The organism is Pseudomonas sp. B20(2017), assembly GCF_002113125.1.
GTDB lineage: Bacteria > Pseudomonadota > Gammaproteobacteria > Pseudomonadales > Pseudomonadaceae > Aquipseudomonas.
Window position 1 is genome coordinate 171,575 of sequence record NZ_NEJP01000012.1, and the last position, 22,643, is coordinate 194,217.

At 56.3% G+C, this 22,643-nt stretch carries 25 protein-coding genes and 4 pseudogenes; 15 read left to right on the forward strand and 14 right to left on the reverse strand.

What is annotated here, in order from left to right; translation table 11 throughout:
• Positions 1-370: 370 nt before the first annotated feature.
• Positions 371-1,246: pseudogene (locus tag CAF63_RS18685) on the forward strand (heavy metal sensor histidine kinase); the annotation flags it as partial.
• A gap of 59 nt (positions 1,247-1,305) precedes the next feature.
• On the opposite strand, the gene CAF63_RS18690 reads toward CAF63_RS18685, so the two are convergent.
• Together CAF63_RS18690 and CAF63_RS18695 are read right to left on the reverse strand one after the other, a co-directional pair.
• Complete coding sequence (locus CAF63_RS18690; RefSeq protein WP_085687238.1) at positions 1,306-1,812, reverse strand: nuclear transport factor 2 family protein; 507 nt, start codon at positions 1,810-1,812, stop codon at positions 1,306-1,308.
• 80 nt (positions 1,813-1,892) lie between these two features.
• Entirely contained in the window at positions 1,893-2,651 is a 759-nt protein-coding gene (locus CAF63_RS18695) for an SDR family oxidoreductase (RefSeq protein ID WP_085687240.1), read from the reverse strand.
• A gap of 221 nt (positions 2,652-2,872) precedes the next feature.
• Here CAF63_RS18695 and CAF63_RS18700 point away from each other — a divergent pair, with 221 nt between their 5' ends.
• Positions 2,873-4,330 carry an MFS transporter gene (locus CAF63_RS18700; protein WP_085687242.1) on the forward strand — a complete coding sequence of 486 codons (1,458 nt, stop codon included), beginning with the start codon at positions 2,873-2,875 and terminating at the stop codon, positions 4,328-4,330.
• 1 nt (position 4,331) lies between these two features.
• Here CAF63_RS18700 and CAF63_RS18705 read toward each other — a convergent pair whose 3' ends face one another.
• Positions 4,332-5,192: a LysR family transcriptional regulator gene (locus CAF63_RS18705; protein WP_085687244.1), complete on the reverse strand. Its 861-nt coding sequence runs from the start codon at positions 5,190-5,192 to the stop codon at positions 4,332-4,334.
• A gap of 118 nt (positions 5,193-5,310) precedes the next feature.
• Here CAF63_RS18705 and CAF63_RS29030 point away from each other — a divergent pair, with 118 nt between their 5' ends.
• From CAF63_RS29030 to CAF63_RS18730, 4 genes are all read left to right on the forward strand, one after another.
• Complete coding sequence (locus CAF63_RS29030) at positions 5,311-7,173, forward strand: NAD(P)-binding domain-containing protein (RefSeq protein ID WP_256574529.1); 1,863 nt, start codon at positions 5,311-5,313, stop codon at positions 7,171-7,173.
• A gap of 92 nt (positions 7,174-7,265) precedes the next feature.
• Positions 7,266-7,598, forward strand: coding sequence for a chorismate mutase (locus CAF63_RS18720; protein ID WP_085687246.1), 333 nt, complete (start codon positions 7,266-7,268; stop codon positions 7,596-7,598).
• 51 nt (positions 7,599-7,649) lie between these two features.
• Positions 7,650-8,315: a hypothetical protein gene (locus tag CAF63_RS18725; RefSeq protein ID WP_085687248.1), complete on the forward strand. Its 666-nt coding sequence runs from the start codon at positions 7,650-7,652 to the stop codon at positions 8,313-8,315.
• A 232-nt stretch (positions 8,316-8,547) separates the two neighbouring features.
• The gene (locus CAF63_RS18730) at positions 8,548-8,940 is read left to right on the forward strand and encodes a RidA family protein (RefSeq protein WP_085687250.1); all 393 of its coding nucleotides are present in this window, start codon (positions 8,548-8,550) and stop codon (positions 8,938-8,940) included.
• A gap of 161 nt (positions 8,941-9,101) precedes the next feature.
• On the opposite strand, the gene CAF63_RS18735 is transcribed toward CAF63_RS18730, so the two are convergent.
• On the reverse strand, positions 9,102-9,803 hold the full coding sequence (locus tag CAF63_RS18735; RefSeq protein WP_085687252.1) for a glycosyltransferase family 2 protein: 702 nt from the start codon (positions 9,801-9,803) through the stop codon (positions 9,102-9,104).
• A 188-nt stretch (positions 9,804-9,991) separates the two neighbouring features.
• Here CAF63_RS18735 and CAF63_RS18740 point away from each other — a divergent pair, with 188 nt between their 5' ends.
• The gene (locus CAF63_RS18740) at positions 9,992-11,215 is read left to right on the forward strand and encodes a zinc-dependent alcohol dehydrogenase (RefSeq protein ID WP_085687254.1); all 1,224 of its coding nucleotides are present in this window, start codon (positions 9,992-9,994) and stop codon (positions 11,213-11,215) included.
• Here CAF63_RS18740 and CAF63_RS29035 read toward each other — a convergent pair.
• Positions 11,196-11,423, reverse strand: a pseudogene (locus CAF63_RS29035) (carbonic anhydrase); the annotation flags it as partial. The gene CAF63_RS18740 and the pseudogene CAF63_RS29035 overlap by 20 nt on opposite strands.
• A gap of 558 nt (positions 11,424-11,981) precedes the next feature.
• On the opposite strand from CAF63_RS29035, the gene CAF63_RS18750 reads away from it, so the two are divergent.
• The gene (locus tag CAF63_RS18750) at positions 11,982-12,203 is read left to right on the forward strand and encodes a hypothetical protein (protein WP_085687256.1); all 222 of its coding nucleotides are present in this window, start codon (positions 11,982-11,984) and stop codon (positions 12,201-12,203) included.
• A gap of 397 nt (positions 12,204-12,600) precedes the next feature.
• Here the strand turns inward: CAF63_RS18750 and CAF63_RS18760 are convergent, their stop codons facing one another.
• From CAF63_RS18760 to CAF63_RS18775, 4 genes are read right to left on the reverse strand one after another with little or no spacing between them, the layout of a single operon-like run.
• Positions 12,601-13,047 (reverse strand): DUF421 domain-containing protein, encoded by a 447-nt coding sequence (locus CAF63_RS18760; RefSeq protein WP_085687258.1) that lies wholly within the window; start codon positions 13,045-13,047, stop codon positions 12,601-12,603.
• 7 nt (positions 13,048-13,054) lie between these two features.
• Complete coding sequence (locus CAF63_RS18765; RefSeq protein WP_085687260.1) at positions 13,055-13,570, reverse strand: hypothetical protein; 516 nt, start codon at positions 13,568-13,570, stop codon at positions 13,055-13,057.
• Between the two features lie 11 nt (positions 13,571-13,581).
• The gene (locus tag CAF63_RS18770) at positions 13,582-14,082 is read right to left on the reverse strand and encodes a CinA family protein (RefSeq protein WP_085687262.1); all 501 of its coding nucleotides are present in this window, start codon (positions 14,080-14,082) and stop codon (positions 13,582-13,584) included.
• Positions 14,069-14,347 carry a hypothetical protein gene (locus CAF63_RS18775; protein WP_085687264.1) on the reverse strand — a complete coding sequence of 93 codons (279 nt, stop codon included), beginning with the start codon at positions 14,345-14,347 and terminating at the stop codon, positions 14,069-14,071. Before CAF63_RS18775 ends, CAF63_RS18770 begins: the two co-directional genes overlap by 14 nt.
• 155 nt (positions 14,348-14,502) lie before the next feature.
• Here CAF63_RS18775 and CAF63_RS29315 point away from each other — a divergent pair.
• Positions 14,503-14,658 (forward strand): annotated as a pseudogene (locus CAF63_RS29315) (DUF6555 family protein); the annotation flags it as partial.
• A 57-nt stretch (positions 14,659-14,715) separates the two neighbouring features.
• On the opposite strand, the gene CAF63_RS18780 reads toward CAF63_RS29315, so the two are convergent.
• The 5 genes from CAF63_RS18780 to CAF63_RS18800 form a co-directional block, all read right to left on the reverse strand.
• The gene (locus CAF63_RS18780; RefSeq protein ID WP_085687266.1) at positions 14,716-15,252 is read right to left on the reverse strand and encodes a hypothetical protein; all 537 of its coding nucleotides are present in this window, start codon (positions 15,250-15,252) and stop codon (positions 14,716-14,718) included.
• 35 nt (positions 15,253-15,287) lie between these two features.
• The gene (locus CAF63_RS18785; protein WP_085687268.1) at positions 15,288-15,509 is read right to left on the reverse strand and encodes a PLDc N-terminal domain-containing protein; all 222 of its coding nucleotides are present in this window, start codon (positions 15,507-15,509) and stop codon (positions 15,288-15,290) included.
• A gap of 123 nt (positions 15,510-15,632) precedes the next feature.
• A complete protein-coding gene (locus CAF63_RS18790) occupies positions 15,633-16,130 on the reverse strand; it encodes a ferritin-like domain-containing protein (protein ID WP_085687270.1) in 498 nt (165 codons plus the stop codon).
• 141 nt (positions 16,131-16,271) lie between these two features.
• A complete protein-coding gene (locus CAF63_RS18795; protein ID WP_085687272.1) occupies positions 16,272-17,201 on the reverse strand; it encodes a ZIP family metal transporter in 930 nt (309 codons plus the stop codon).
• A gap of 231 nt (positions 17,202-17,432) precedes the next feature.
• Positions 17,433-18,317 carry a manganese catalase family protein gene (locus CAF63_RS18800; protein WP_085687274.1) on the reverse strand — a complete coding sequence of 295 codons (885 nt, stop codon included), beginning with the start codon at positions 18,315-18,317 and terminating at the stop codon, positions 17,433-17,435.
• Positions 18,318-18,566: 249 nt separating this feature from the next.
• Here CAF63_RS18800 and CAF63_RS18805 point away from each other — a divergent pair.
• The 6 genes and pseudogenes from CAF63_RS18805 to CAF63_RS18830 form a co-directional block, all read left to right on the forward strand.
• Positions 18,567-18,722, forward strand: a pseudogene (locus tag CAF63_RS18805) (low affinity iron permease family protein); the annotation flags it as partial.
• Between the two features lie 265 nt (positions 18,723-18,987).
• On the forward strand, positions 18,988-19,485 hold the full coding sequence (locus tag CAF63_RS29320; protein WP_085687276.1) for a short chain dehydrogenase: 498 nt from the start codon (positions 18,988-18,990) through the stop codon (positions 19,483-19,485).
• 53 nt (positions 19,486-19,538) lie between these two features.
• Positions 19,539-19,868, forward strand: coding sequence for a hypothetical protein (locus CAF63_RS29050; protein ID WP_085687278.1), 330 nt, complete (start codon positions 19,539-19,541; stop codon positions 19,866-19,868).
• Between the two features lie 230 nt (positions 19,869-20,098).
• Positions 20,099-21,010: a LysR family transcriptional regulator gene (locus CAF63_RS18820; protein ID WP_085687280.1), complete on the forward strand. Its 912-nt coding sequence runs from the start codon at positions 20,099-20,101 to the stop codon at positions 21,008-21,010.
• Positions 21,011-21,145: 135 nt separating this feature from the next.
• A complete protein-coding gene (locus CAF63_RS18825) occupies positions 21,146-21,472 on the forward strand; it encodes a nuclear transport factor 2 family protein (RefSeq protein ID WP_085687282.1) in 327 nt (108 codons plus the stop codon).
• On the forward strand, positions 21,469-22,251 hold the full coding sequence (locus CAF63_RS18830; RefSeq protein WP_085687284.1) for an SDR family oxidoreductase: 783 nt from the start codon (positions 21,469-21,471) through the stop codon (positions 22,249-22,251). The genes CAF63_RS18825 and CAF63_RS18830 overlap by 4 nt, the downstream gene beginning before the upstream one ends.
• Positions 22,252-22,643 lie beyond the last annotated feature (392 nt).

Below are 22,643 nucleotides of genomic sequence, written 5' to 3' on the forward strand. Positions count from 1 at the left end.
TTGATTCCGCAAGACTGCCGAGACCATCCGATCTTCAAAGAGCCTTGAAAGTGGGCGGCCGGGCGCAATCCACTCGCACTCCGGTCGCAGACTTTATAAAGCCCTCCCGATCACAAAAAACATACTCAGATCCGCAAAAAAAAACCGTATCAGATTGCGAGAGACTTGGTCGGTGCATCCCGAAAGACTTTGAGGGCAAAAAGCTATCCAGTGGCTCGTGCACCACGCCCATTCGCTAATTTGCTTACTAAACTATAGGCTGCTCAGTAATAGCCCCTTGTCGACTCACCGTCGATACAAGCTTTCTTCACGGATCTCAGCCTTCAGGGAGTTGGGGATCGGTTGAAGAGGTCTTGCGACGGCGCAAAATCTGGCCCTCGCCTTTCTTGCCACCGCGTTGCTGGGTTACCTGGTGCTGCGTCGAGGGCTGCGCCCATTGCGCAAAATGGCCGCCCATGCGGCAGCCATCACACCCGAGCGTCTGCACAGCCGCATGGACAGCGCCGATACGCCGGTTGAACTGCAGCAGCTCAGTGACGCCTATAACGCGATGCTCGATCGCCTGGCTCAGGGCTATCAGCGATTGACGCAATTTTCCGCTGACCTTGCCCATGAAATCCGCACGCCGGTGGGATCGCTGATGGGGCATTGTCAGGTCGCCCTCCGGCAGCGCCGCAGCGAGGATGACTATCAGGCACTGATCGCTTCGAACCTTGAAGAGCTCGAACGGATCTCTCGCATCGTCGAAAGCATTCTGTTCCTGGCGCGCGCCGATGAAACACAAGCCGTGGTGGAGCGCCAGCAACTGTCGCTGCATGACGAATCACAACGGATTGCCGACTATTTTGAAGGTTTGGCTGAAGAGCGGCGAATGACCTTTCAGATAACAGGCGGTGGCAACGTGCTCGCTGACGCCTTGCTGCTGCGCAGAGCCTTGAGCAACCTGGTGGCGAACGCGATTCGCTACGCCGACGAGGGCACCGAGATTCTGATGCGGGTGACGCAGACTCACGGCGGTTCGCGGATCGAAGTGGAGAACCAAGGGCCTGTGCTGAGCGACGAAACCCTGGGCAAACTCTTCGACCGCTTTTACCGTGGTGATGCGTCTCGCCACCAGAACTCCGACTCCTACGGCCTTGGTCTCGCCATCGTGGTGGCAATCATGCAACTGCATGCGGGTCAGGTGCGTGTCGAACAGCCAAAGCCCGGAATTATCCGTTTTTCGCTTTCATTTCCTGCAGCTTGAACGACATCGGTGAGGGGGGCTTTTTTTGCACCGCCCTCACAGAAAGCCATACGAGGAGCTCAACTTTCAGAGGGCTTTCTCAAGCTCTGATGCTCGACGGGTGCAAACTTTTCTTCGCCCGCCAAGGGTTCCCAATCTTTCAACGGTGTCAGGAAATGCAGTTCAAAACGACGCGACAGGAACGCCCATTTTCCGTCCCGGCGTTCAAACCTGTCGTGGTACAACCCACTGACTTGCACCGGGCCTTTTTCGATGTCATGGAACAGGCAATTCGCAGCCACCGTACCCACCGCGCTGTCACCCTTGATATCGATCAGAGGGTTGGCCATCCAGTGGTGCATATGAGGCATCTGGCGCCAGCTGTTTTGCGCCATAAGAAGGATTTCGTCACAGTTTCCGGCCTGGCCGAAACCCGGCAGATCCAGCGTCGACTCTTCGTGCCAGATGGCGCTCAGAAGCGAAACGTCGATGCGGTCGAAAGCATTGGCGTAGGCGCTGATCAGCGACTCGATGGCAGCACGACTTTCCAGGGCGTCCAGTCGGGCGCTCAGTTCGTCAATGTTCATGATGAGGTTTCCCTGTAGAGGCTTCGCAAAAGCGTGGGAGGCAACCCTCTGCGAGGGTTGCCCTACGGTTGTGCACGTGTTCAGATTTGCGACAGGCCGCCGTCGACCATCAGTTCCACACCGTTGACATATTTCGCATCGGCGGATGCAAGGAACAGCGCCGACGAGGCGATTTCTTCAGGTTGGGCCATGTACCCCAGCGGAGTGATCTGCTCGACATGTTGGCGCAGCGCGACAATGTCGCCTTCGCTCATCTTCAAGCCGTTATCCATCAGTGGCGTGCGGGTGAAGCCGGGGCTCAGAACATTCGTTCGAATCTTGCGACCTTTGAGTTCGTTGGCCCACGTCCTGGCGAAGGAGCGCACCGCGGCCTTGGATGCGTTGTATAGGCTCAGTCCTTCCATCCCGTTGCTGGAACAGATAGAGGCCGTCAACACGATCGAAGCGCCATTTTTCAACAACGGCATCAACGTTTGTACGGTAAAAAAGACCCCCTTCACGTTGATGTCGAACATGTTGAAATAGGCCGCCTCGGTGGTCTCGCCCAGCGGGTTTTTTTCGCAGATACCGGCGTTGGCGAACACTGAGTCCAACCGATCGTTGCGCGCTTCAATCGTCGCTTTGAGCTTATCGAGATCAGCCTGACGAGCGACATCGGAGATGACCGCGACGGCTCTGTCGCCCAGCTTCGCCACCGCCGCCTCCAGCGTGGCTGCCGAGCGCCCCGTAATGTAAACACGCTTGGCGCCCTCGGTAATCAAACCTTGGGCAATCGCAAATCCGATCCCGGTGGATGCGCCGGTGACGACTGCAACCTGATCAGCGAATTTACCTGACATATCTGACTCCTCACTCTGCGGTGGTGGCTCGATTGGAACCACTGTTCGGCTATTTTGAGTGGACTCAGGGGCTTAGCGGCACTGCCATAAATGAACATTGGTCGTTCAATTATGTGAGGCGTCAGCGAAGGTTTAACCGTTTAGATTGAGGTCAGCTGATTCAGAGCATGACCCGCAATCGAGAATATTCTGGAACCCGAGGGTTTCAGGAAGGAGACCTTATGCCTCAGACAAAAATCGCTCACCCGGAACCGCGGCGCTGGTTGATGTTCGCCATCTTGTTGGTCGGTGCGTTTTTGCCGCCGCTGGATTTTTTCATTGTCAACGTAGCACTGCCGTCCATTCAGCAATCGCTGGACACGGCCTCCTCCGCCGAACAGTTGATCATCTCTTCGTATGCAGCGCTCTATGCCGTGACACTGATCACCGGTGGGCGGCTGGGTGACATCTTTGGCCGCATGAGAATGTTTTTCCTTGGCCTGGTTGGTTTCGCAGTTGCCTCACTGATCTGCGGCGTCGCCGAGTCACCTTGGATGTTGATCGCCGGACGTTCGCTGCAAGGCGTGACGGCAGCGGTGATGGCGCCCCAGGCACTCGCGTCGGTGCAGGCCATATTCCCCGAGTCCGAAAAGCCTTTGGCCCTGAGCCTGTATGGTGCGGTTTTTGGCTTGGCTTCGGTGGTCGGCCAGGCACTTGGCGGAATATTGATATCGCTTAACCTGATGAATCTGGGTTGGCGGGCGATATTTCTGGTGAATTTGCCGATTGCGTTGCTGGTCATTCTGATTGCCATTCCCGTGGTCAAGGAAACCCGCGCACCACAGAAAAGCAAGCTGGATCTGGGGGGAACGGTACTGTCCATGGTGACGCTTGCGGCTCTGATCGTTCCACTGATCGAGGGGCGTGAAGCGGGGTGGCCTCTGTGGGCCTGGCTGTCGCTGGCGGCAGTGCCGCTGCTGGGCTGGCTGTTCTGGCGCTACGAAGCCCGTTTGCATCAAACGCAAGGCGCACCGTTGCTGAATCCTGCCGCGCTGCGCACGCCCGGGTTGGGCCGGGCATTGCTCGTTGCGCTGACTTTTTACGCGATCGGCGTGTTTTTCCTGCTGTTTTCCATTTATTTACAGGGCGCGCTGCATACGAGCCCACTCAATGCAGGCCTCGTCTTTCTTCCTTTCGGCGCGGGATTTTTGCTGGGACCGCTCTCTACTCCTCAATTCAGGCGCTTTCTGGGAGCCTACGTCAATCCGGTCGGGATGGGGCTTGAAGTGTTGGGATTCGTGCTCTTGGCCTGGCTCGTGACGCATACGCCGATGTCCGTCAGCCCGGCTGTGCTGCCGCTTGCCGTCATACTGTTTCTGATCGGTTTCGGACAAGGATTGGCCCTTCCGACATTGATGCGCATGATCACAGGACGCGTGGCACCTGCGTATTCCGGCATGATCGCGGGCATTACCAGTTCCACCCTGCAAATCAGCACGTCACTGAGCGTGGCGATAATCGGCGGGATTTTCTACACCCTTCTGGGCACGGATACGGACGCGGCTTCCATCACTCACGCCTTCATCGTCTCCATACTCTGCATCGCGGCCTGCCTGGCGGTAGGCGCGGGACTGAGCCTTACTCTGGCGCGTCAACCTGCGGCAGAGCTGCCAGCGGCGATCATGCACCCGACAGAGTGAGTCAGCCCCCTGCCTGATGGCCGATCATGCTGGAAGCGAGGTCGGCAAGCGCACGAAGGCTGTCCATCTGACGCATGTCCTGGTGGTAGCCCATCCATATGTCGCGGCCCGGTGGCGGCTCGTGCGGATCAACCAGCCGCAGCGCCGGCAACTGGTCGCCCAGAGCGCGGGGCAATACCGCCACGCCCTGCCCTTGCACGCACATTTGCGCCTGCACCGTGCGGCTGCTGCTGGTAAACACGGTACGCGCCAGAGGGTAGCGCTGCTGCAGCCACTGCACATCGGGATAATGAGACTGAGCCACACTCATGGTAATCAGACCAAGCCCGTCGCCCAGTGGTTTGGGGTCAGCAGATCCGATGGCTGCGTATAACCCATAACTCAGGGAGATCAGCTTGCGGTGAACAATGTCGGGCTCAGTGAACGGAACGATCCGAAACGCAATGTCGGCATCGCGACGAGCCAGGTCAAACAATCGATGCCCCGCGATGACCTCGGGCACGATCAGTGGATAACGTCGCCCCAATTCATTCAGGACCGGGGCCAACACATAACAGGCGAACCAGTCTGCGCAAGAAATGCGCAACACACCTTCCGGCTGTGCGCTGTCGCCCGCAAGGCGCCTTTCGATAGCCAACGCACTTTGCTCCATGTCCTGCGCCAGGCTGAGTAGTTTCTCTCCGCTGTCGGTGAGTACCAGCCCTTGGGTGGTTCGCAGGAAAATGGGCTGGCCACTGGACTGTTCAAGCACCTGCAAGCGCCGCCCCACGGTCGGGTGACTGACACCCAATTGCTTGGCGGCAGCGCCCAATGACCCGCTGCGGGCAATCGCGAGAAAGACCCGCACATCACTCCAGTCCATGCTCTACCCCGTACAAATGTGAACGGTGAGAGTGCAGGAATGGCAGTGCCGTAGCAATCCCGCGCCCGACATACTGGTCTGCATTCACCTTCGTCGACACATCAACCGAGGACTGGACATGAAGATTGGTTTTATCGGTGTGGGAAGCATGGGCAGAGCGATCATTCCGTTGCTCGTCCGGGCTGGCCATCACGTTTCGGCCTGGAATCGCAGTCCTGCGGTGATCAGGGATCTTGAAGGCATCAGCGTTCTCGGATCGCCAGCCGCGGCATTTCAGCAAGAGGTCGTCATCAGTCTGCTGGCCGATGATGCCGCCTTCAGGGAAGTGCTGCTGTCCAGCGCAGCCCTGGAACATGCAGGCAAGGCTTGCGTGCATGTCGTGATGTCAACCTTGTCGCCTTCGCTCATGGTGGAGTTGCAGGGCGTGCATGATGTAATCGGCATGGAATTGATCGCGGCGCCGGTATTCGGCGTGCCCGCCGTGGCGGCCAACGGCGAGTTGAATATCCTGGCGGCCGGATCGCTGGCCGCTGTCTCGACGGTTCAACCGTTGTTTGACCTGCTTGGGAAAAAGACCTGGTACCTGGGCGATCAACCTGAACAGGCGTGCATCGCGAAAATCGCCGGCAACATGATGATCACCCATGCCATCCAGTCGCTGGGCGATGCAACCGAACTCGTTCAACGCTATGGATTGAACCCCTCGATTTTTGTCTCCCTGATGACCCAGACGCTGTTCGCCAGCGCTCCTTATCAGCGCTATGGGCAGAACATCGTGAACAGACGTTTTGAACCGGGTTTCAAACTGTCTCTTGGCCTCAAGGATATCAACCTGGCGATTGATGCGGGACGTCGCAAGAGCCTGGTACTCCCCGCGGCGGATGCTGTGCGATCGAAAATGACCTCGGCGGTAGCTCTGGGAGACGGGGAAAAAGACTGGTCGGTTTTCGCTACGCAGACCGTGGCCCGTCCAACCGATCATGCCGAGCCACCCTGGCGAACCGCACCGGTAAAATGCTCTAGACGTGGCAACTTCTGGGTGACCGGTGCCCGCGTAACCCATAACGATAAAAACTACCAAAAGGGTCCGATGTACGTAGCCTGGGAATCCCCTGAGCACATCACCCAGCCCTACCCCGTGGTCCTGGTGCACGGGGGCACGCTGCAGGGAACCGAATGGCTGGATACACCCGATGGTCGCCCGGGCTGGGCCCAGCGGTTCGTCGAAGCAGGATTCGTGGTCTTTCGCGTCGACAGGCCAGGCCACGGGCGATCACCGTATCACCCCGACATCATGGGGGCGATGGGACCGGCGTTTTCCTATGAGCGCGCCCGCGAAGTTTACTTTCCAGAGGGGGGTGGAGAAACGCAATGGCCTTTTGAGTCGGATGACAACGCGGCGTTTGACGCCTTCATCGCAGCTTACGGCCCCATGCCGGCGGACCTTGCGGCCTCACAGACCCTGGATGCGGATCGACTGGCCGAACTGCTCGATAGAATCGGCAAGGCCATCATTGTTACGCATTCCGCTTCCGGGCCCAGTGGCTGGTTGATCGCCGATCGTCGACCCGACCTGATCGCAGGGATTGTGGCGGTGGAACCTATGGGGCCGGTATTTGGCCACACACCGGGCATAGGCAGCCTCGAGTGGGGACTGACCGCCGCCCCCCTGACCTTCGATCCACCTCGCGAGACGCCTGAGCAGGTCCGCACAGCAGATCCAGTAACCCTGAGAATCCCCGGACTGCGGGGTGTTCCGATAGCGTTGTTGACAGGTGAGACATCGACGTTTGCTTCTTACGCATCCGGCATCGTCGCTTTCCTGCGAAATGCGGGTGCCAACATTCAGCACTTGGATTTACCGAGATTGGGTATTCACGGCAATGGCCACGGATTGATCTACGAACGCAATTCAGATTCGGTGTTCAAGGTCGTCACGCACTGGCTGGAAACCTCGTTGAGCCTGCCCGATCCCGCGTGAAGCGCTTGCTCAGGGTCTCCGTCCAACCCTGAAGAGTCCAAGGCGGGGTTACAGCCACGCCTCCTTTTTTTACAGCGGCCACGAGGTCATCCATGGAACAGTCCGAGATCACGCGTCAACTCACAGCATTCAGACAAACCATCGACAATATAGACGCCGCACTCATCCACATGCTCGCTGAACGGTTCCGATGTACCGACGAGATCGGCTTGCTCAAAGCTCAACATCAATTGCCCGCCGTCGACGAGACCAGAGAGCAGTACCAATACGAACGTCTAACAGCTCTCGCCCGTCAAGCCAGTCTGGATACGGCATTGGTGCAGAGGTTGATGCAGTTTGTCATCAACGAAGTAGTCGAGCGTCATAGACAGTTTGCGGTCAGGCATGGCCAGCAACTCTGCGCGAACGCTGGCCCTCAGGGGTGAAAACGCTTTCCCCTCCAAGACGCACTTAGACGACCAAAACGAGGAACGTACATGAAATGGCCAACGATCGATCACGTTCGCAGTTTTACTGTTTTGCCCTCTGGCTACACGTGGGATTACCTGAAGCTCGAGGAGATTGATGTCGCGATTGATTTTTTCCGTACGTGGTTTCCCTCCATCTCGGTAGGGTTGGGAAGCCAGTTTCTGGACCGACAATTTTATACAGACAATGTGGTAGTGGAAGGCAAACTGGAGCGTGACGTATTTGCGAGCGTGGTTCGCCGGAACCATGAAATTGTCGCCATAGCAACGTGGGAGAAAATCGACGGCGCTGATGTTCTCTTCGGGCGCGTGGGTGCGGTAGCTAAGCCTCATAGACAGACAAGACTGGCGATCGCTGCCCAAGAGTTGGGAGAAAAAATGGGCACGTTTATGGGTGCAGGTTTGATCTATGGCATGGCCACAACGAGCGCTTCGTATATGCAGCAAGCATTGGAGCACTCAGGTTACAAAGCCGTAGGGATAATGCCGGGTTTCGACCGAGAAGAAATAGAGCCTGGAACCGTGCGCAGGGTTTACGAAGTCATTTACGTAAAGCGACTCGCACCTCTCTCGGACTTCTTGATTCCTTCCGTTCACAACCTCACGCCGACAGTTGCTCGACTTTACGCAGAAATATTTCAGGGTGAGGACGACGCCATCGAGGTTGACTACTAGGCGAGCATCAAAGGCAACCAGACCCCAAATGTGTATGATCAGCAACGAACCTTGTACATGCTTTTCGTGTCGATCGGGGACGCCGTTTTAATCAACCTCTCACAAGCACAATCGCAAGCGTCAGCCTAATGCCCCTGCCGAATTTAATCGATGAGAGTGGAGTGACCCGAGTGGACTCCGCTCTGGCAGCAGGGTTAGTTTCCTTATCCGTTTACAATTGGTCTCCACTCCCATGACTGATCGTCTGATTATTGTCCCAGTTGGCATGAGAATGCTCTCCGAGCAGGCTGGTTATGCACCAGCTGTAAAAGTAGGAAAAACGCTTTACTGCGCTGGTCAGGTAGGCAGGACGCCGGAATTAACCGTCATCGAAGACCCTGAGCAGCAGTTTTTGGCAGCCTGGGACAATCTCCGACTGGTCTTGGAAGCCGGTGGCTGCACCTTTGAAGATGTTGTCGAAATGACAACGTACCATGTCGAAATGCACCGTCACATGCCGCTCTTTCGGCGCGTGAAGGACCAAGTCTTTCCTAGGAGCACTTGTGCATGGACGTGCATCGGTGTCAGTGAACTGGCTCGGCCTGGTCTTCTTGTGGAGATCAAATGCGTCGCCGTGGAGCGATAACGATCTGATAGGCACCTGAATATAAACCCCCAAAAAGCGATCATCCGCCGATAGGCTCGTTGTGAGCCAATAAACCAGGCAGAGGCTACCGTCACCACCATGGCTGGCCATTGCAACCAATCGACGTACTCCACATTCATCCCTCCCGTACAGGCGTCCGGTTAAAGAGAGACGCCGGCGCTCACCTGTGGATCAAGGGTAGGCAATCCCAGTGAGTGACCCAGACTGCTAAGATACTCGCCAAATCCTCCGCGACATTTGAAATCCTTACGGGCGCTGGTAATCACCGGATTCGTCGCCGTCCAGACAATGTGAGCACCAACCCTTTTGAGGTCAGCAACTAAATGAACATCCTCGTGTGCAGTGAGATGTTGAAACCCGCCGGCACTCCGGTACGCATCAGCACTGATGCCTAGATTGGCGCCGTGGATGTGCCGGTGGTTCTCGACGAACTGATACAGCTCCATGTACTTTGAGCGAACCACATCGTCATGGTGAGCCCAGCTGTCCACCTCGACTGTCCCACAGACCGCATCAGCCTTGAACTCAAGCTGACGCACCAGCCAATCGTCTGGCACGACGGAGTCGGCATCAGTGAAGGCCAGCCACTTCACACCGGCGGCCAACAAATAATCTGCCCCGAAAGCTCTAGCTTTGCCCACGTTCTGAAAAGCGACCTCAATTCTGCTGACGCCGAATCCCGACACCACCTCATCGGTTTGATCGGAGCAATCATCTAAAACGACGACTATCGAGACGGACTGGCCTGCCAACCCGGGATGCTGAGCCGCGAACAAAACGGAGGAAAGACAAGCGCTGATATGGCGCTCTTCATCGTGGGCAGGTATCACAACACCGATCATAAACTTTACCTTCCAGTTTCCTAAGGTACCGACTCCAGCTGTCGACACCTTCCTTCTCCAATAGGTTTAAAAAATTGCGGGGTGCACGCACCATCAACCGCTAGTCACTTCCACCTCTTTCACTATGAACTTACACGCTGTATGCGCCCTCTCCCCCTTACATCCAGCGGAAGTAGGAGTAGGACGCCATGAGAGCACTGACGTATCACGGCGCACACAGCGTCAAAGTCGACACCGTTCCCGATCCGGTCATCGAGCAGAGCGACGACATCATTCTTCGGGTGACGGCAACCGCGATCTGCGGATCTGACCTCCACCTTTATCGAGGAAAAATCCCGACCGTCGAGCATGGCGATATCTTCGGTCATGAATTCATGGGAATCGTCGAGGAGGCAGGCTCGTCGGTGACCGCCGTGCAACCGGGCGACCGGGTGGTCATTCCCTTTGTCATTGCCTGCGGTAGCTGCTTCTTCTGCTCAATGGATCTTTTCGCGGCGTGCGAAACAACCAATACGGGACGGGGCGCGATCATCAATAAAAAGGCGATTCCACCCGGTGCGGCCCTGTTTGGCTTCAGTCATATGTACGGAGGGGTGCCTGGCGGACAGGCCGAATACGTGCGCGTTCCGAAAGCCAACACCGGGCCGTTCAAAGTGCCGGGGACGCTGGCGGATGAAAAGGTTCTTTTCCTTTCCGACATTCTCCCGACTGCGTACCAGGCTGTGACGAACGCTGGGATTGGTAGCGGCTCCAGCGTCGCGATCTATGGTGCGGGCCCCGTCGGTTTGTTGAGCGCAGCCTGTGCAAGGATGCTTGGTGCCGAGCAGATTTTCATGGTGGATCACCACCCCTATCGCTTGGCTTACGCGCAGAAAACATACGGTGTCATTCCAATCAACTTCGATGAAGACGATGACCCGGCAGATACGATCATTCGGCAAACCAAAGGAATGCGGGGCGTCGATGGCGTCGTGGATGCTGTCGGGTTTGAAGCCAAAGGCAGCACGACGGAAACCGTCCTCGCGACCCTCAAGCTTGAGGGCAGCAGCGGCAAAGCGCTACGTCAGTGTATTGCAGCCGTCAGACGTGGCGGCATCGTGAGTGTTCCTGGCGTCTATTCCGGATTCATACATGGATTCCTTTTTGGGGACGCCTTTGACAAGGGGCTGACCTTCAAAATGGGCCAGACCCATGTGCATCGATTCCTGCCAGAGCTCCTCCAGCACATCGAGGCCGGCCGCCTCTCGCCGGAAGTCATCATCAGCCACCGTATGTCGCTGGAACAGGCTCCAGAGGGATATAAAATTTTCGATAAAAAAGAAGAGGATTGCCGCAAGGTCATTCTGACGCCTGGCAATAGCGCTTTGCCTTTGCCGGAGCACGATGACAACGCTACGGTATTGGCCACATAGGCCTGTTGGTTAAAAGAAGGGGCGTGGAGAAGAGGTCGTGATCGAAAAACTTGCGTCCTTCTTCCCGCTCGAGGGCTTCACCTGCCTCAATGTCGTACACCCATCCATGAAGATTCAAACGTCCTTGCTCCAGCGCGAGAGCCACGGAGGGATGTGTGCGCAGGTTCGCCAATTGGGCGATCACATTTTCGCGCACGAGACCATCCAGCACCGTCGATATTGTCTCGCATGAGAGACCTCTCCAAGAGAACGTCGTCAACAGGTACGGACCTTGAGTCACCGCCCGCCTTACTCGTCATTATCGCAGACCACGCGTAGCCTGGTGGAGTATCTGATTGCGACGAAGCCCAAGAGGGGCTGATCGGTCTAACGTGAACCTTAGAGCTTGCGAAGCTTGCCGGTTGCCTCGGCGATCAACATCAGTGTCTGCTCCATGTCGCCAATCGCCTGATGCGGTCACGGTCTTTTGGCCCACGGTTCTGAAGGTTATCGGTCATGTCTGTCACCAAGTGATAACGCAGTCACAAATGGGACCGCGGGCTGCCTGGACGATTTTCTGAGGCTACGTCCTGGGATTTTTTCGCGATACGACCAGATAGCACAACCACTCGTGCCTTCCAGGCAGCGGACAGTTCGGCGTCCATGTTTGCAAGCGAACTTTTGTCTGAGCGTAAAGAGTACCGGCTTAGTTCTCTTCCCATTCGTCGCTTGCGGTGAACCGCAAACCTGAAACGCCCCTCCACTGATCAATACAGAGGGTCACATCATGTATGAAGATAGAAAAGCGCACGCATTGGAAGCATGGCAGCGGTTATTCGATCATCCCGAAATTCGAATGAGCGCTCCCGAGCAGTACGACGAACTGTTGCGGCTCGCCGAGGAGTATTGCGAGGAGGGATTTATCACTCGAGAAGAACGTAGAGCGATGATTGAGCGAGCGACCATGAATTACAGGCGAGCCGTGGAAGGCGCGGGACTCGGAACTTAAACAACAAGGATGCGTCATGAAAGCGCATTAGCGGGTCGCGACAGCGCCTCAGGAGCGCTTTGTCATTGGCTGGAGCGTTGACCAACCTCGACTAGAGTTTCAAGAGCACGATTATGTTCGGAAACTTCCAGCTCGAAATGATCGAGTTGCCAGAAGCTGCGTTACGCGTTCGTTCAGGTGGCGCGGCCCCCCCGCTGCTCTTACTCCGTGGGCACCCTTGAACGCATACCACATGGCATAAAGTTGCCCCGCTACTCGCGGAATTCTTCACGGTGGTCTGCCCTGACTTGAGGGGGGTGGCCAATCCATTAAGTCCATTGATCCCCATGACTACGTTGCTTTTTCGAGAGAGCGAAAGGGCAAGACTGTGTCGAGGGAAACACCCAGGAGTTTGCTGTCAGTGGTCCCGGGGTATCACTGAAATCTTTCCGTTTCGCTCCAATATCGCAAATTTGATTTCTTCCACTGTCTCGATGCCCTGACTGGAGCGTGCAGCCTCCATGAGGTCAGCTTCAATCAAGCGCGCATGACGCAAGCGTTCATAAAGGATCTTGCCATGCTCGACGAGAACCGTAGGTTCGCCATCAATGAGTCGTGAGACGAACGAGGAACGTCGTTTCAAAAGCGACAGTCCGACATCAACGGCAATCAGCGTGACGATGACGACGATGGAGTTGGTCAGCGAAAAGTCGTCTCCAAGCAACGCTTGCTGCGTCGCCTCACCGATGATCATGAGCAGCACAAAATCAAAGGTCGTCAATTCCGCTAATGAACGCCGACCCGCAATTTTGAAAAGAATCATCAACGCCACATACATGGCGGCCGCGCGTAACACAGAGTCCATAGCGCACCTACGGGAAAATATATTGGGTAACGTTCACCGTCGAAGATCCCGGCATTGAAAGACGGCTGGTGTAACCTCCCAGGCCATCACCTCGCAGCGTCAGATGAAGCGTCGCCCGTCCCTGAGGATCCGTTTGCAGCCATACCTTGAGACCGTCCCCGATGCTGACCGATTTAACGGGCTCAGGCTGCATGCTTTCTATGCTGAAACCCTCGAGAAAGTCACCTGAAAGCTCGATCTCTACCTGCGAGTCAGGCCGACCGCTGACAGCGATCTTCATTGGGTTGGTCGATCCGTTGCGGTGAAAGATCTCATAGTGTGCAGATAATCTGCCGTCGGCGCTGTGGACCACCCGAGCGCTAAGTGGCCCGCGCGAAAACACGCCTAACAGCGCCATGAGCACCACTGCGACCAGGGCATACCAACCCCATCGTTCAAACCGCCAAACTTTCAGTTGATAGGGCATGTCCTCACATACCGGGTGCTTGCGGCTTTCGTAGTCAGAACGCTGATGCTCATCCATGCCAACTGTCCTCAGGCTCGCTCGCCGGTCAGCGCCCGTTGATGGAAATGAGCGAGTGCCTCTAATGCGTGCTCGGCCGCCAGCAGCTGCACTTCACAGCGAGTGCCAAAAAAACGGAGCTGGCGGGTGAATACACTCGGCCCCTGATTCGTCTGGAAAGCCCAAGCAAAACAGATTGTTCCAGCCGGAATACCATCGACATCGTCGGGCCCTAGAATACCGGTGGTGGCCAATGCAACAGTGGCAGGGCTGTCGCGCAATGCTCCAACTGCCATTTCTCGTGCCACCTCACAGCTGGTGAGGTTGAACGTCTCAATGGTTTTGGGGCTGACATTCAGTAAGCGCTGTTTCGCTTCCGGCGAATAGACCACATACCCGCTCTCGATCAACTCGCCACTGCCTTCGACCTCTGACAGAAGCGTGATGATTTTGCCGGCGGTGCACGATTCAGCCGTTGTTAGTCGCAACGATTGTTGGCGTAAATAGAACACCGTGACCTCAGCCGTGGACATGCACTTTTCCCTGCCTGTCATGGTAGTCAACACCCGCGACCGCTTGCAGATACACCTCGTCTGCCCTTATTCGCAGCTCACGCCACTCCTGCCAAGTCACAATATCCAGCCGATCCATTTCATCAGCCTGTCGTAGGAGTTCCTCGTGGTAAGCGTCCGGACAGTCCATTCGCAGCGAGCAATCATCCAGCGCCCTATGCCAACGCTCATAGGCCCTGAGTTTGGCTTCCTGTGCTGGAGAAAAAACATTACTGCAGCTGTTCATAGCGAGCACTCTCGGGCACCGTTTGACTGTTGAGCCTACGAGATCAGGGACAGTTCACTGCAGTCGACCAGAAGGAATGTTGTCGATCGTGAAAGAGCGGAAAACGTTGAGGGACGAACAAAGGAATTTTTCAGCCACGGATCGCTACTTAGCTTATGAGCGTGAGGAGGTTCCATGGTCAGACCAATCTGTACACCAATGAATACCCACTGCACAGGCAGCCTAAGTCACACGTCATTCGCTCACCCAAAATGCGAAGTACTGACGCTTGGCCTTGGACCTGTTGCGACGCGGATTTGGTAACCCTTTCGAAACCCGCGAAGCCTGCGCTCAGGATGTTCCGCAAATCGCCGGTGAGTACAGGCGACTTAACCAAAGGGATCCGTGATCTGGATTGCGATCGACCAGAGACCCAGTACGATCCAGAACGTCGCGAAAATCCAAGGCGTGCGCACCGAGAAGAGCAACGCCTTGCGGTAGCCCTTATGAGTGGATTCCCGTTCGCAGAACAACGGCGATTCGTCATACGCCATGCCCATCACTGGCTCGCTGCGCAGCAGCTCACTCTGTTTGTAATACCAGTGATCAATGATGTCGTAAGCCGCCCTAATACCCGGCCACGCGTTGAGCGTACTCAACAAACCCAGCAGCGCGAGAAAGGGAGGCACAAACAGGGTGAACAGCTTGCCCCATTCAGGGTTGAGATTGCCCATACAGGACGCAAAAGCGATCACCAAAAAGGACTGGGCCGCCAAGTAGGCATCAGTTCGATTGGCTAAAATGGCCGTCTCGTAATGAATCTCCCGACGGTAGAAATCCAAACGCTCCTTGGGTGAGCCAAACATTTTGGCATTGTGAGCATTCAGCTCCGCTTCGCTGGTCTGTGAAGTCAGAATCCGTGGCAAAACGCACTACCCCCCAAAAGGCCCGTAGAGCCCGATCATCCTTTGCTGTGTTCGGGTGAGGATGGCCCTTTAGCGACGCCGCGTGGCCCGGCCACACCCCAGATCACCACCCCCAGCAATGGGGCCAGGAATATCAGCGCCGTCCAGCCAGCCTTTGTCCCTGAGGATGTATCGCTTCTCATAACGCTGTTCATTGCCCATAGATCAAGCAGCAAAAGAATGATTGCGCAGGCGATCCAAAAATATTCGGCTTGCATGATGCATCTCCATTGTTCGTATCGTTTGGGCGAACAGACATTGGTAAGCGACGGTCGGCATAGTCTGAAAATGCCCCGGCGTCCGTAGACGCCGTGGGCTGCCTCCGACCTACTTTTCAAACGTCATTTTTCGAGGGTTGCCGCTTGGTTATCACCTTGCTCAGCGATCTTCGTCAGCTTCTCGTCGGCGCCTTTCTCCTCAGCGAGGGTCGCTTGTAGCAATGCAACGGCGTCGTTGAGTTTCAGGTGCTTGGCCATCGCAATCAGTGTGCCGTAACTGGCGATCTCGTAGTGCTCGACTTTCTGCGCCGCACCGATCAGCGCCGCGTCCAGCACCGCGCCTTTGTCGATTTCATCCAGCAACTCTTTGGACTCTTCGACCAAGCCTTCCATCGCCACGCACTTCATGCGCTTGAGCTTCAGGCCTGTTAGCTCGACGAGTTGATCAATACGCTCGATTTGACCTTGGGTTTCTTCAAGATGTGAGGTAAACGCGTCGGCGAGCAGTGGATTGGTCGCGGCCCGTGCCAAGCGCGGCAACGCTTTGGTGATCTGTTTCTCAGCACTGTAAACATCGGAGAGCTCATGAATGAACAGGTCTTCAACAGTTTTCCTAGCCATTTCTAACTTCCTTCTGGTCGCTAATTTTCAAGGGGCGTGGTGGCCGTAAAGGCATCCACGTTGTGATGTTCAAGAATGCTGACCCAGCCCATCGGGCAGGCGTTCAAAGAGATTCTCCATCCACGGATGAGGGGCACCCGGCTAACCCAACGCCGTATCGAGGAACATCATCACGCCGAAGCCGAGCATCAAACCCAAGGTCGCAGGCGTCTCATGGCCGTTGCGGTGCGTCTCAGGAATTACCTCGTGCGACACCACGAAGATCATCGCGCCGGCGGCCAAGCCCAATGCGACTGGATAGCCCAAGGCAAAACCGCTCGATACACCCAGGCCCACGATTGCGCCCAAAGGCTCCATCAAGCCGGACCCCACGGCGATCAGCGCCGCCCTCCATGCCGATATGCCGGTAACCCGCAAAGCCAACGCCACGGCAAGCCCCTCCGGGATGTCCTGAATGGCAATAGCAGTGGTCAACGGCAAACCCACCTTCATGTCGCCATTGGCAAAGCTGACGCCAATCGCCATGCCTTCGGGCAGGTTGTGCAAGGTGATCGCCAGGACGAACAGCCATACGCGATTAATTCGTTGGGAGTCGGGCCCCCGCCTGCCGCTTTCCTGGTGCTCGTGGGGGACGAACCGATCCAGTCCGATCATCAGCGCAACCCCCAAGGCCTGCCCGAACACAACAACGCAGGCGGCTAGTAGCTGGTTACCACACAGTGTCTGAGCGGCCTCAATGCCAGGAAGAATCAAGGAAAAAGAGCTGGCTGCCAGCATCATGCCGGCGGCAAATCCCAGCATGATGTCCTGGGTACGCGAGCTGATATCACGAAGGACGATCGCCACCACTGCACCCAGTGCAGTCGCCGCGAATCCAGACAATCCTCCCAACGCTGCCAGGCGCAAATTCTCCTTTTCAGCCCCTACCAGCGCGGAGTAACCGCTAATCAACAACAGCGCGGTGACCAGCAGGAGGGTCGTCCAGAACAGCATTGCGGGCCAGCCGCCGCGGGACGCTAACCCCCACCAAGTGCGTAGCGGGGTTCTCGCAGACGCTGAGGAAAGTGGCATGCCGCCTCCTATCGTTGAGTCGATTGTTTCCCATGGAGGCTGGTAGCGGATTGGCGCAATGTTCGGGTGATCCGCATCGCGGTCCGATCATAGGATGCAGCGGTTGCGTTAAACCGATCAGACAAGGCTTGCGCCAAACCAACGCTGAAAATACCGGCATTCGAATTCATGTCATGTACCTCGGATTACATCGAAAAAACCGCACGCCGTTGCGGCGTGCGGCACTGATCGTCAAGCCTCTGGTTGACCCTGAACACCCGCACCCAGATCGGCGCCGGTGATGGGATTACTGTCCGGATCGGAGAGGGTCCGGGCCTTCATGTCCAGCAGCAGCGCATCTTCTTCAGCGCTGAGCTGGACGCTGGCCGTGCCATCCCCGCCATCCACGGCAGGCGCAGGGTTTTCCACAAACTCCCAGTCATCACCCTGGTTCCATGGACCACGGGCGCTGCCCTCCCCTTGGGACATGTTGAAGTACACGTTGGTGAACTCCGGCATGCCAGGAAGCTTGCCTTGCGGGAAGTTTGGCTGGATTGCGTGCAAGGCTTTCTCGAAGGACAGCTGATGCGCTATTTCACGAGTCATCAGGAAGCCCAGGGCCTCTTTAACCCCAGGATCGTCTGTCACGTTCATCAGCCGCTCATAGACGATTTTTGCGCGGGCTTCGGCGGCGATATTGGAACGGAAGTCGGCCGTCGGCTCACCGATTGTATCGACATAGGCTGCCGACCACGGCACACCGGCGGAGTTGGTCAACGGCGCGCCGGCGCCATACAGCAGACTGGTGATGTGCGAATCGTTGCCAGCACCATTGATGGCCCGATACAGCTCACCCTCCTCTTCGACGCCTTCGGCCATTCGGCCTTTCGCGCCTTTGTTCAACATGACGATGATGGAGCCGACAATTTCGAGATGGCTCAGCTCCTCTGTCGCAATGTCCATCAACAGATCTTTGCGACCTGGGTCATCTTCGGCCAGCGCTTGTGTGAAGTACCGCGATGCCGCCGCGAGCTCCCCTTGGGCGCCGCCAAACTGCTCAAGTAGCAGATTGGCCAAGCCTGGATTGGGCTCAGCGACGCGAACGGTGTATTGAAGTCGCTTGTTATGTAGAAACATTACAAATCTCCTCAGGTCAGGCGAGGCTCGATGCCCACTCGAAAAAGGTCGAATGCGAGCCCACAGACATCTGAAGCGAATCCCGAGCGAGTAATTGCAATTTGTTTGCACTAACGGCGACCGACGGTTTTCTTTTGACCTCGCTGGGGCGAATTGCCGCCAGTCGTCGGTGGTTCCGTATCGAATACAAACCTTTGACGGATCGCCGCGCTCAACCGCTATCCGTATTCCGGAGCTTGTGGATGGAGCACATCGAAACTGATCATCAACACGTCCACAACGATCATCACGTTCCTGATGGTGTTCCTCATCCAGAACACCCAGAATCGGGATAACGATATTCTGCACCTGAAACTCGATGAACTGATCCGAGCCACGAAGGATGCGCAAAACGCGACGAAGTCTTTCTGCGCGAGATTTTGCCGCCCAGGCGGCACCGCGCGCGCAGCAACTGAACTAGCCTATCTCTGTTCGCCTCGCTGGGAGCTACCCAATCCAGCTCGTCCCCGAAGCATCCAGCGAGGTAAACACTCTGCTTTGAATCGACGCACGTTGATTTATCGACTTACTGACCGTGGCTATTTGGGCAATCGCCTTTCAGTCATCCCGATGGAACATTACGCCAGCCCCGATCCTCTATCGCAACACCAGCGAAACTGAGGATTTCATCATGATCGACCCAGCAACCGGTATGAAGGCGGGCGAGCGCTACGTCGTAGCGAGTCTCGAACGCACACGACATTTCCCTGGTTTCTTCCTGGACGGGAAATATTACCTGGGCGCCGAATTGATGACAGCCATAGGTTGGCTGGAAGGAAAGCAGTTTTATTACGATGAGCTTGATCCCAAGGGGGAGCCGGTATTTCCCAATCGACTTGCCGGCAGTGTCGAAGACCTCACCCTGATCCTTACAGACGGTTCGCGTTTGCCGCTGAACGAAATGCTGTATAGGGCAGACGTCGATCCCACTCCCAATCCGAGCAGTCATACTGCATCGTCGTTAGAACATCCACCTGCTCGGTCAAGCGAGCAACAAGGAGTCAAGGGCGACTGGATGTCAGGTAAGCATCCATATCCAGTACTCTTGGCGGCAGGCGCAGTGCTAATTCTGGGAATACTGCTGGGTGTCAAACAAGCTCATCGCCTTCCTCTCCGAAAATTGAGGTAGCCGCCCTTCCTGAGTTTCCTGAAGGAGTACGCTTTGAAGGATCGGAGATCGGAATGCATCCAGTGACACCTGACGGTCGTTACTTTGTTGTCAAAGGGCAGCTGTGGCGATGTTCCAACCCATCATTGGATGAAGATGTTCGCCAGCGTCTTGTCGGTGCGCTTATGGCAGCTCGACGAGAGGTCAAGAACGCAAAGGGTTCGCAAGACGCGTCGCAAACGAAGCGCGCTCGGGCAAAAGTACAAGCGGCCAAAGTAGCGCTTGGGGAACGGGGGCCTGTCTGGTGGGCGGATGGAAGTCCAGATCTCAACCGGCAGTTGGTCACGAATTCCCCTTATGCCGAATGGTTCAGGTCGTTATCGGGGAACCCGAATGAAAGCTGAAGCACATCCTAGCCCCTGCTCCGATTATTGGAACATGCAAGCGAGCACTACGATGCTTACAGCGCTGTAACTCAGGGCCAGCAATTCGATTCCCGGCTTAATCGTGCACAGCGCCATTCATGCAAACAGCGCTGCGGAGCGGCCACTGTAACTGCGGGAGCGCAGGTGCAATTTTATTTGTTTAAAAGCAACTCTATAATGAAATTTTATAATGTAGATATCAGCATAGAATGCGTGGATCTGAATTTTCCGAGCTCAAAGCATTTATCGCGGTTGTCGAGCGGCAGAGTTTCGTTAGAGCAGCAGAATACCTCGGCCTATCGCCTTCAGCGCTCAGCCAGACCATTCGCCAGTTGGAAAGCCGCATTGGCAGCCGCCTTCTCAATCGCACCACCCGCAGTGTCGCGCCGTCGGCAAGCGGCGAGCAGCTGTATCACCGTCTGGCCCCTTTGTTTCGAGAGATGGACGTAGCCGTTGCCGAAGCCAGCGAGGCTGCAGGGCGGATGAGTGGTACCCTGCGCATCAACACCCTTGGAATCGGCGCTCGAACGATCATTGCGCCACGCCTTGCACGCTTTCATAAAGCTCATCCCGATATCTTGCTCGACATAGTGGTTGATGATGCGCTGGCCGATATCGTCACTGACCGCTTCGACGCAGGCATCCGCGTGGGAAGGCAACTCGAGAAGGACATGGTCGCCATTCGCCTGACACCGGACATGAATATGGTCGTGGTGGCGTCTCCCGACTACCTTGCGCGTCACGGCACACCTAGCTCACCCGCCGATCTGCACCAGCATGCCTGTATCAATTGGCGACTGCAGATGGAAGGTAGACGTTATAGATGGGAGTTCGAGAAGCGTGAGCAGCGCATGGAAATCGCTGTCGATGGGCCGGTTGTCACAAATCACGCCGACATCGGCATTGCCGCCGCGCTGGATGGACTTGGGATTGCCTATCACTTCGAGCAGGACGGTGTGAGCGAGCTACTTGCGCAGGGGCGGCTGACCCAGGTACTTGCCGACTGGTCGATCACGCGGCCAGGGCTTTTCCTGTATTACCCGAACAGGCAGCATCAACCCGCCCTCCTAAGTGCCTTCATCGACTGTCTGCTGGATCGAGGACTGTTCAACCAATCCTGACTAGGCGTTCACCGACGGCGATCCGGCCGCTGCATATGCACGCGACTCTACATAACCTATACGATTTATAGAATATTCTCTGATCAAACAGCAGCGTGCATCATGGAGCTTCAGTCACTAATTGAAGCCAAGAACATGCACACCCTGATGCTTCCTGAACCCATCACTAAATACTTCGCGTCCGAACAAAACCCGGAAGCGTTGGCACAGTGCTTCAAAGCTGATGCCATCCTGAAGGACGATGGCCAGACGTACAAAGGCGTCCAGTCCATCACTGCCTTCCTAGGCGCGGCATCGGTCAAATACAACGCCACGACCGAGCCGTTCGACATAGGAGACGACGATGGATATCACGTCGTCCGCGCCAAGGTCACTGGCGACTTCCCCGGGAGCCCCACCAACCTGACCTACCGCTTCGGCCTCGATCGTGGCCTGATCTATTTGCTGGAAATCAACGTATGAGTTTCGACCTCGAATTGAAAGGCAAGCACGCCTTGGTCACTGGCGGCACCAAGGGCCTTGGCGCTGCCCTCGTCAAGAGTTTGCAGGATGCCGGCGCAAAGGTGATGACATCCTCACGCTCTGCCCCGGAGACGCCAGTGCAGGGCGTGACCTACGTAACGACCGACTTGTCGACTGCTGAAGGGGTGGCCAAGCTGGTTAATGCGGTCGAGAAGCACTGGGGCATCGTCGACATCCTGATCAACAACCTTGGAGGCTCGACCGCTCCGGTCGGTGGTTTCGCAGTCCTCGATGACGCCGTCTGGTTCAATGAACTGAACCTCAACTTCATGTCTGCGGTGCGCCTGGATCGTGCACTGGTGCCGGGAATGCTAGCAAAAGGCGCAGGAGTCGTACTGCACGTGAGCTCGATCCAGCGCATCCTTCCACTCTGGACGTCTACGACCGCTTACGCTGCGGCGAAGGGGGCCCTCTCGACTTACAGCAAGTCCCTGTCGAAGGAAGTTACGCCGAAGGGAGTGCGCGTCTTGAGTGTCTCGCCGGGCTGGATCGAGACCGAGGCGTCGGTTGAGTTCGCCGAGCGCATGGCGCGTGAACACGACACGGACTACGAGGGTGGCAAAAAACTGATTATGGACTGGCTCGGCGGAATTGCCGTGGGCCGCCCTGCCAAACCGCAGGAAGTAGCGGACTTCATTACTTTTCTCGTGTCGCCACGCGCCGCCTCAGTAGCAGGCTCGGAACATGTGATCGATGGCGGAACGGTTCCGACCGTATAGTCGTCAGCTTTTCAGTAACGGGCCTTCTATGACGCGCTCCAAGGCCATGCGTAAATGCTCTGCGACACACTCTCCCGACTTGTGTCTGGTCAGGCGCAAGTCGCAACTGCACGTGCAGTAATCATCCTCGTTTGAGACCAAGAAAAAATCGGTCAAAAGCGTTAATTCCGATGGGGCTACGACATTGCTGATGGGATCAGTCCTGATTCCACATAGCTCGCTACGGTATCTACCGGCCGCGAGTGGAAGCAAGCGGACACTCAATTGTATGAATATGGCGGATAGCTGCAAAACCGCCTACGCTTATAGAATGATTCCTCGAGCGCCTTGCCCAGTTGGTGGTATTGAGCCGAGAGATCTGACTTCCTTTGACCGTTCGCTTATCACCCACC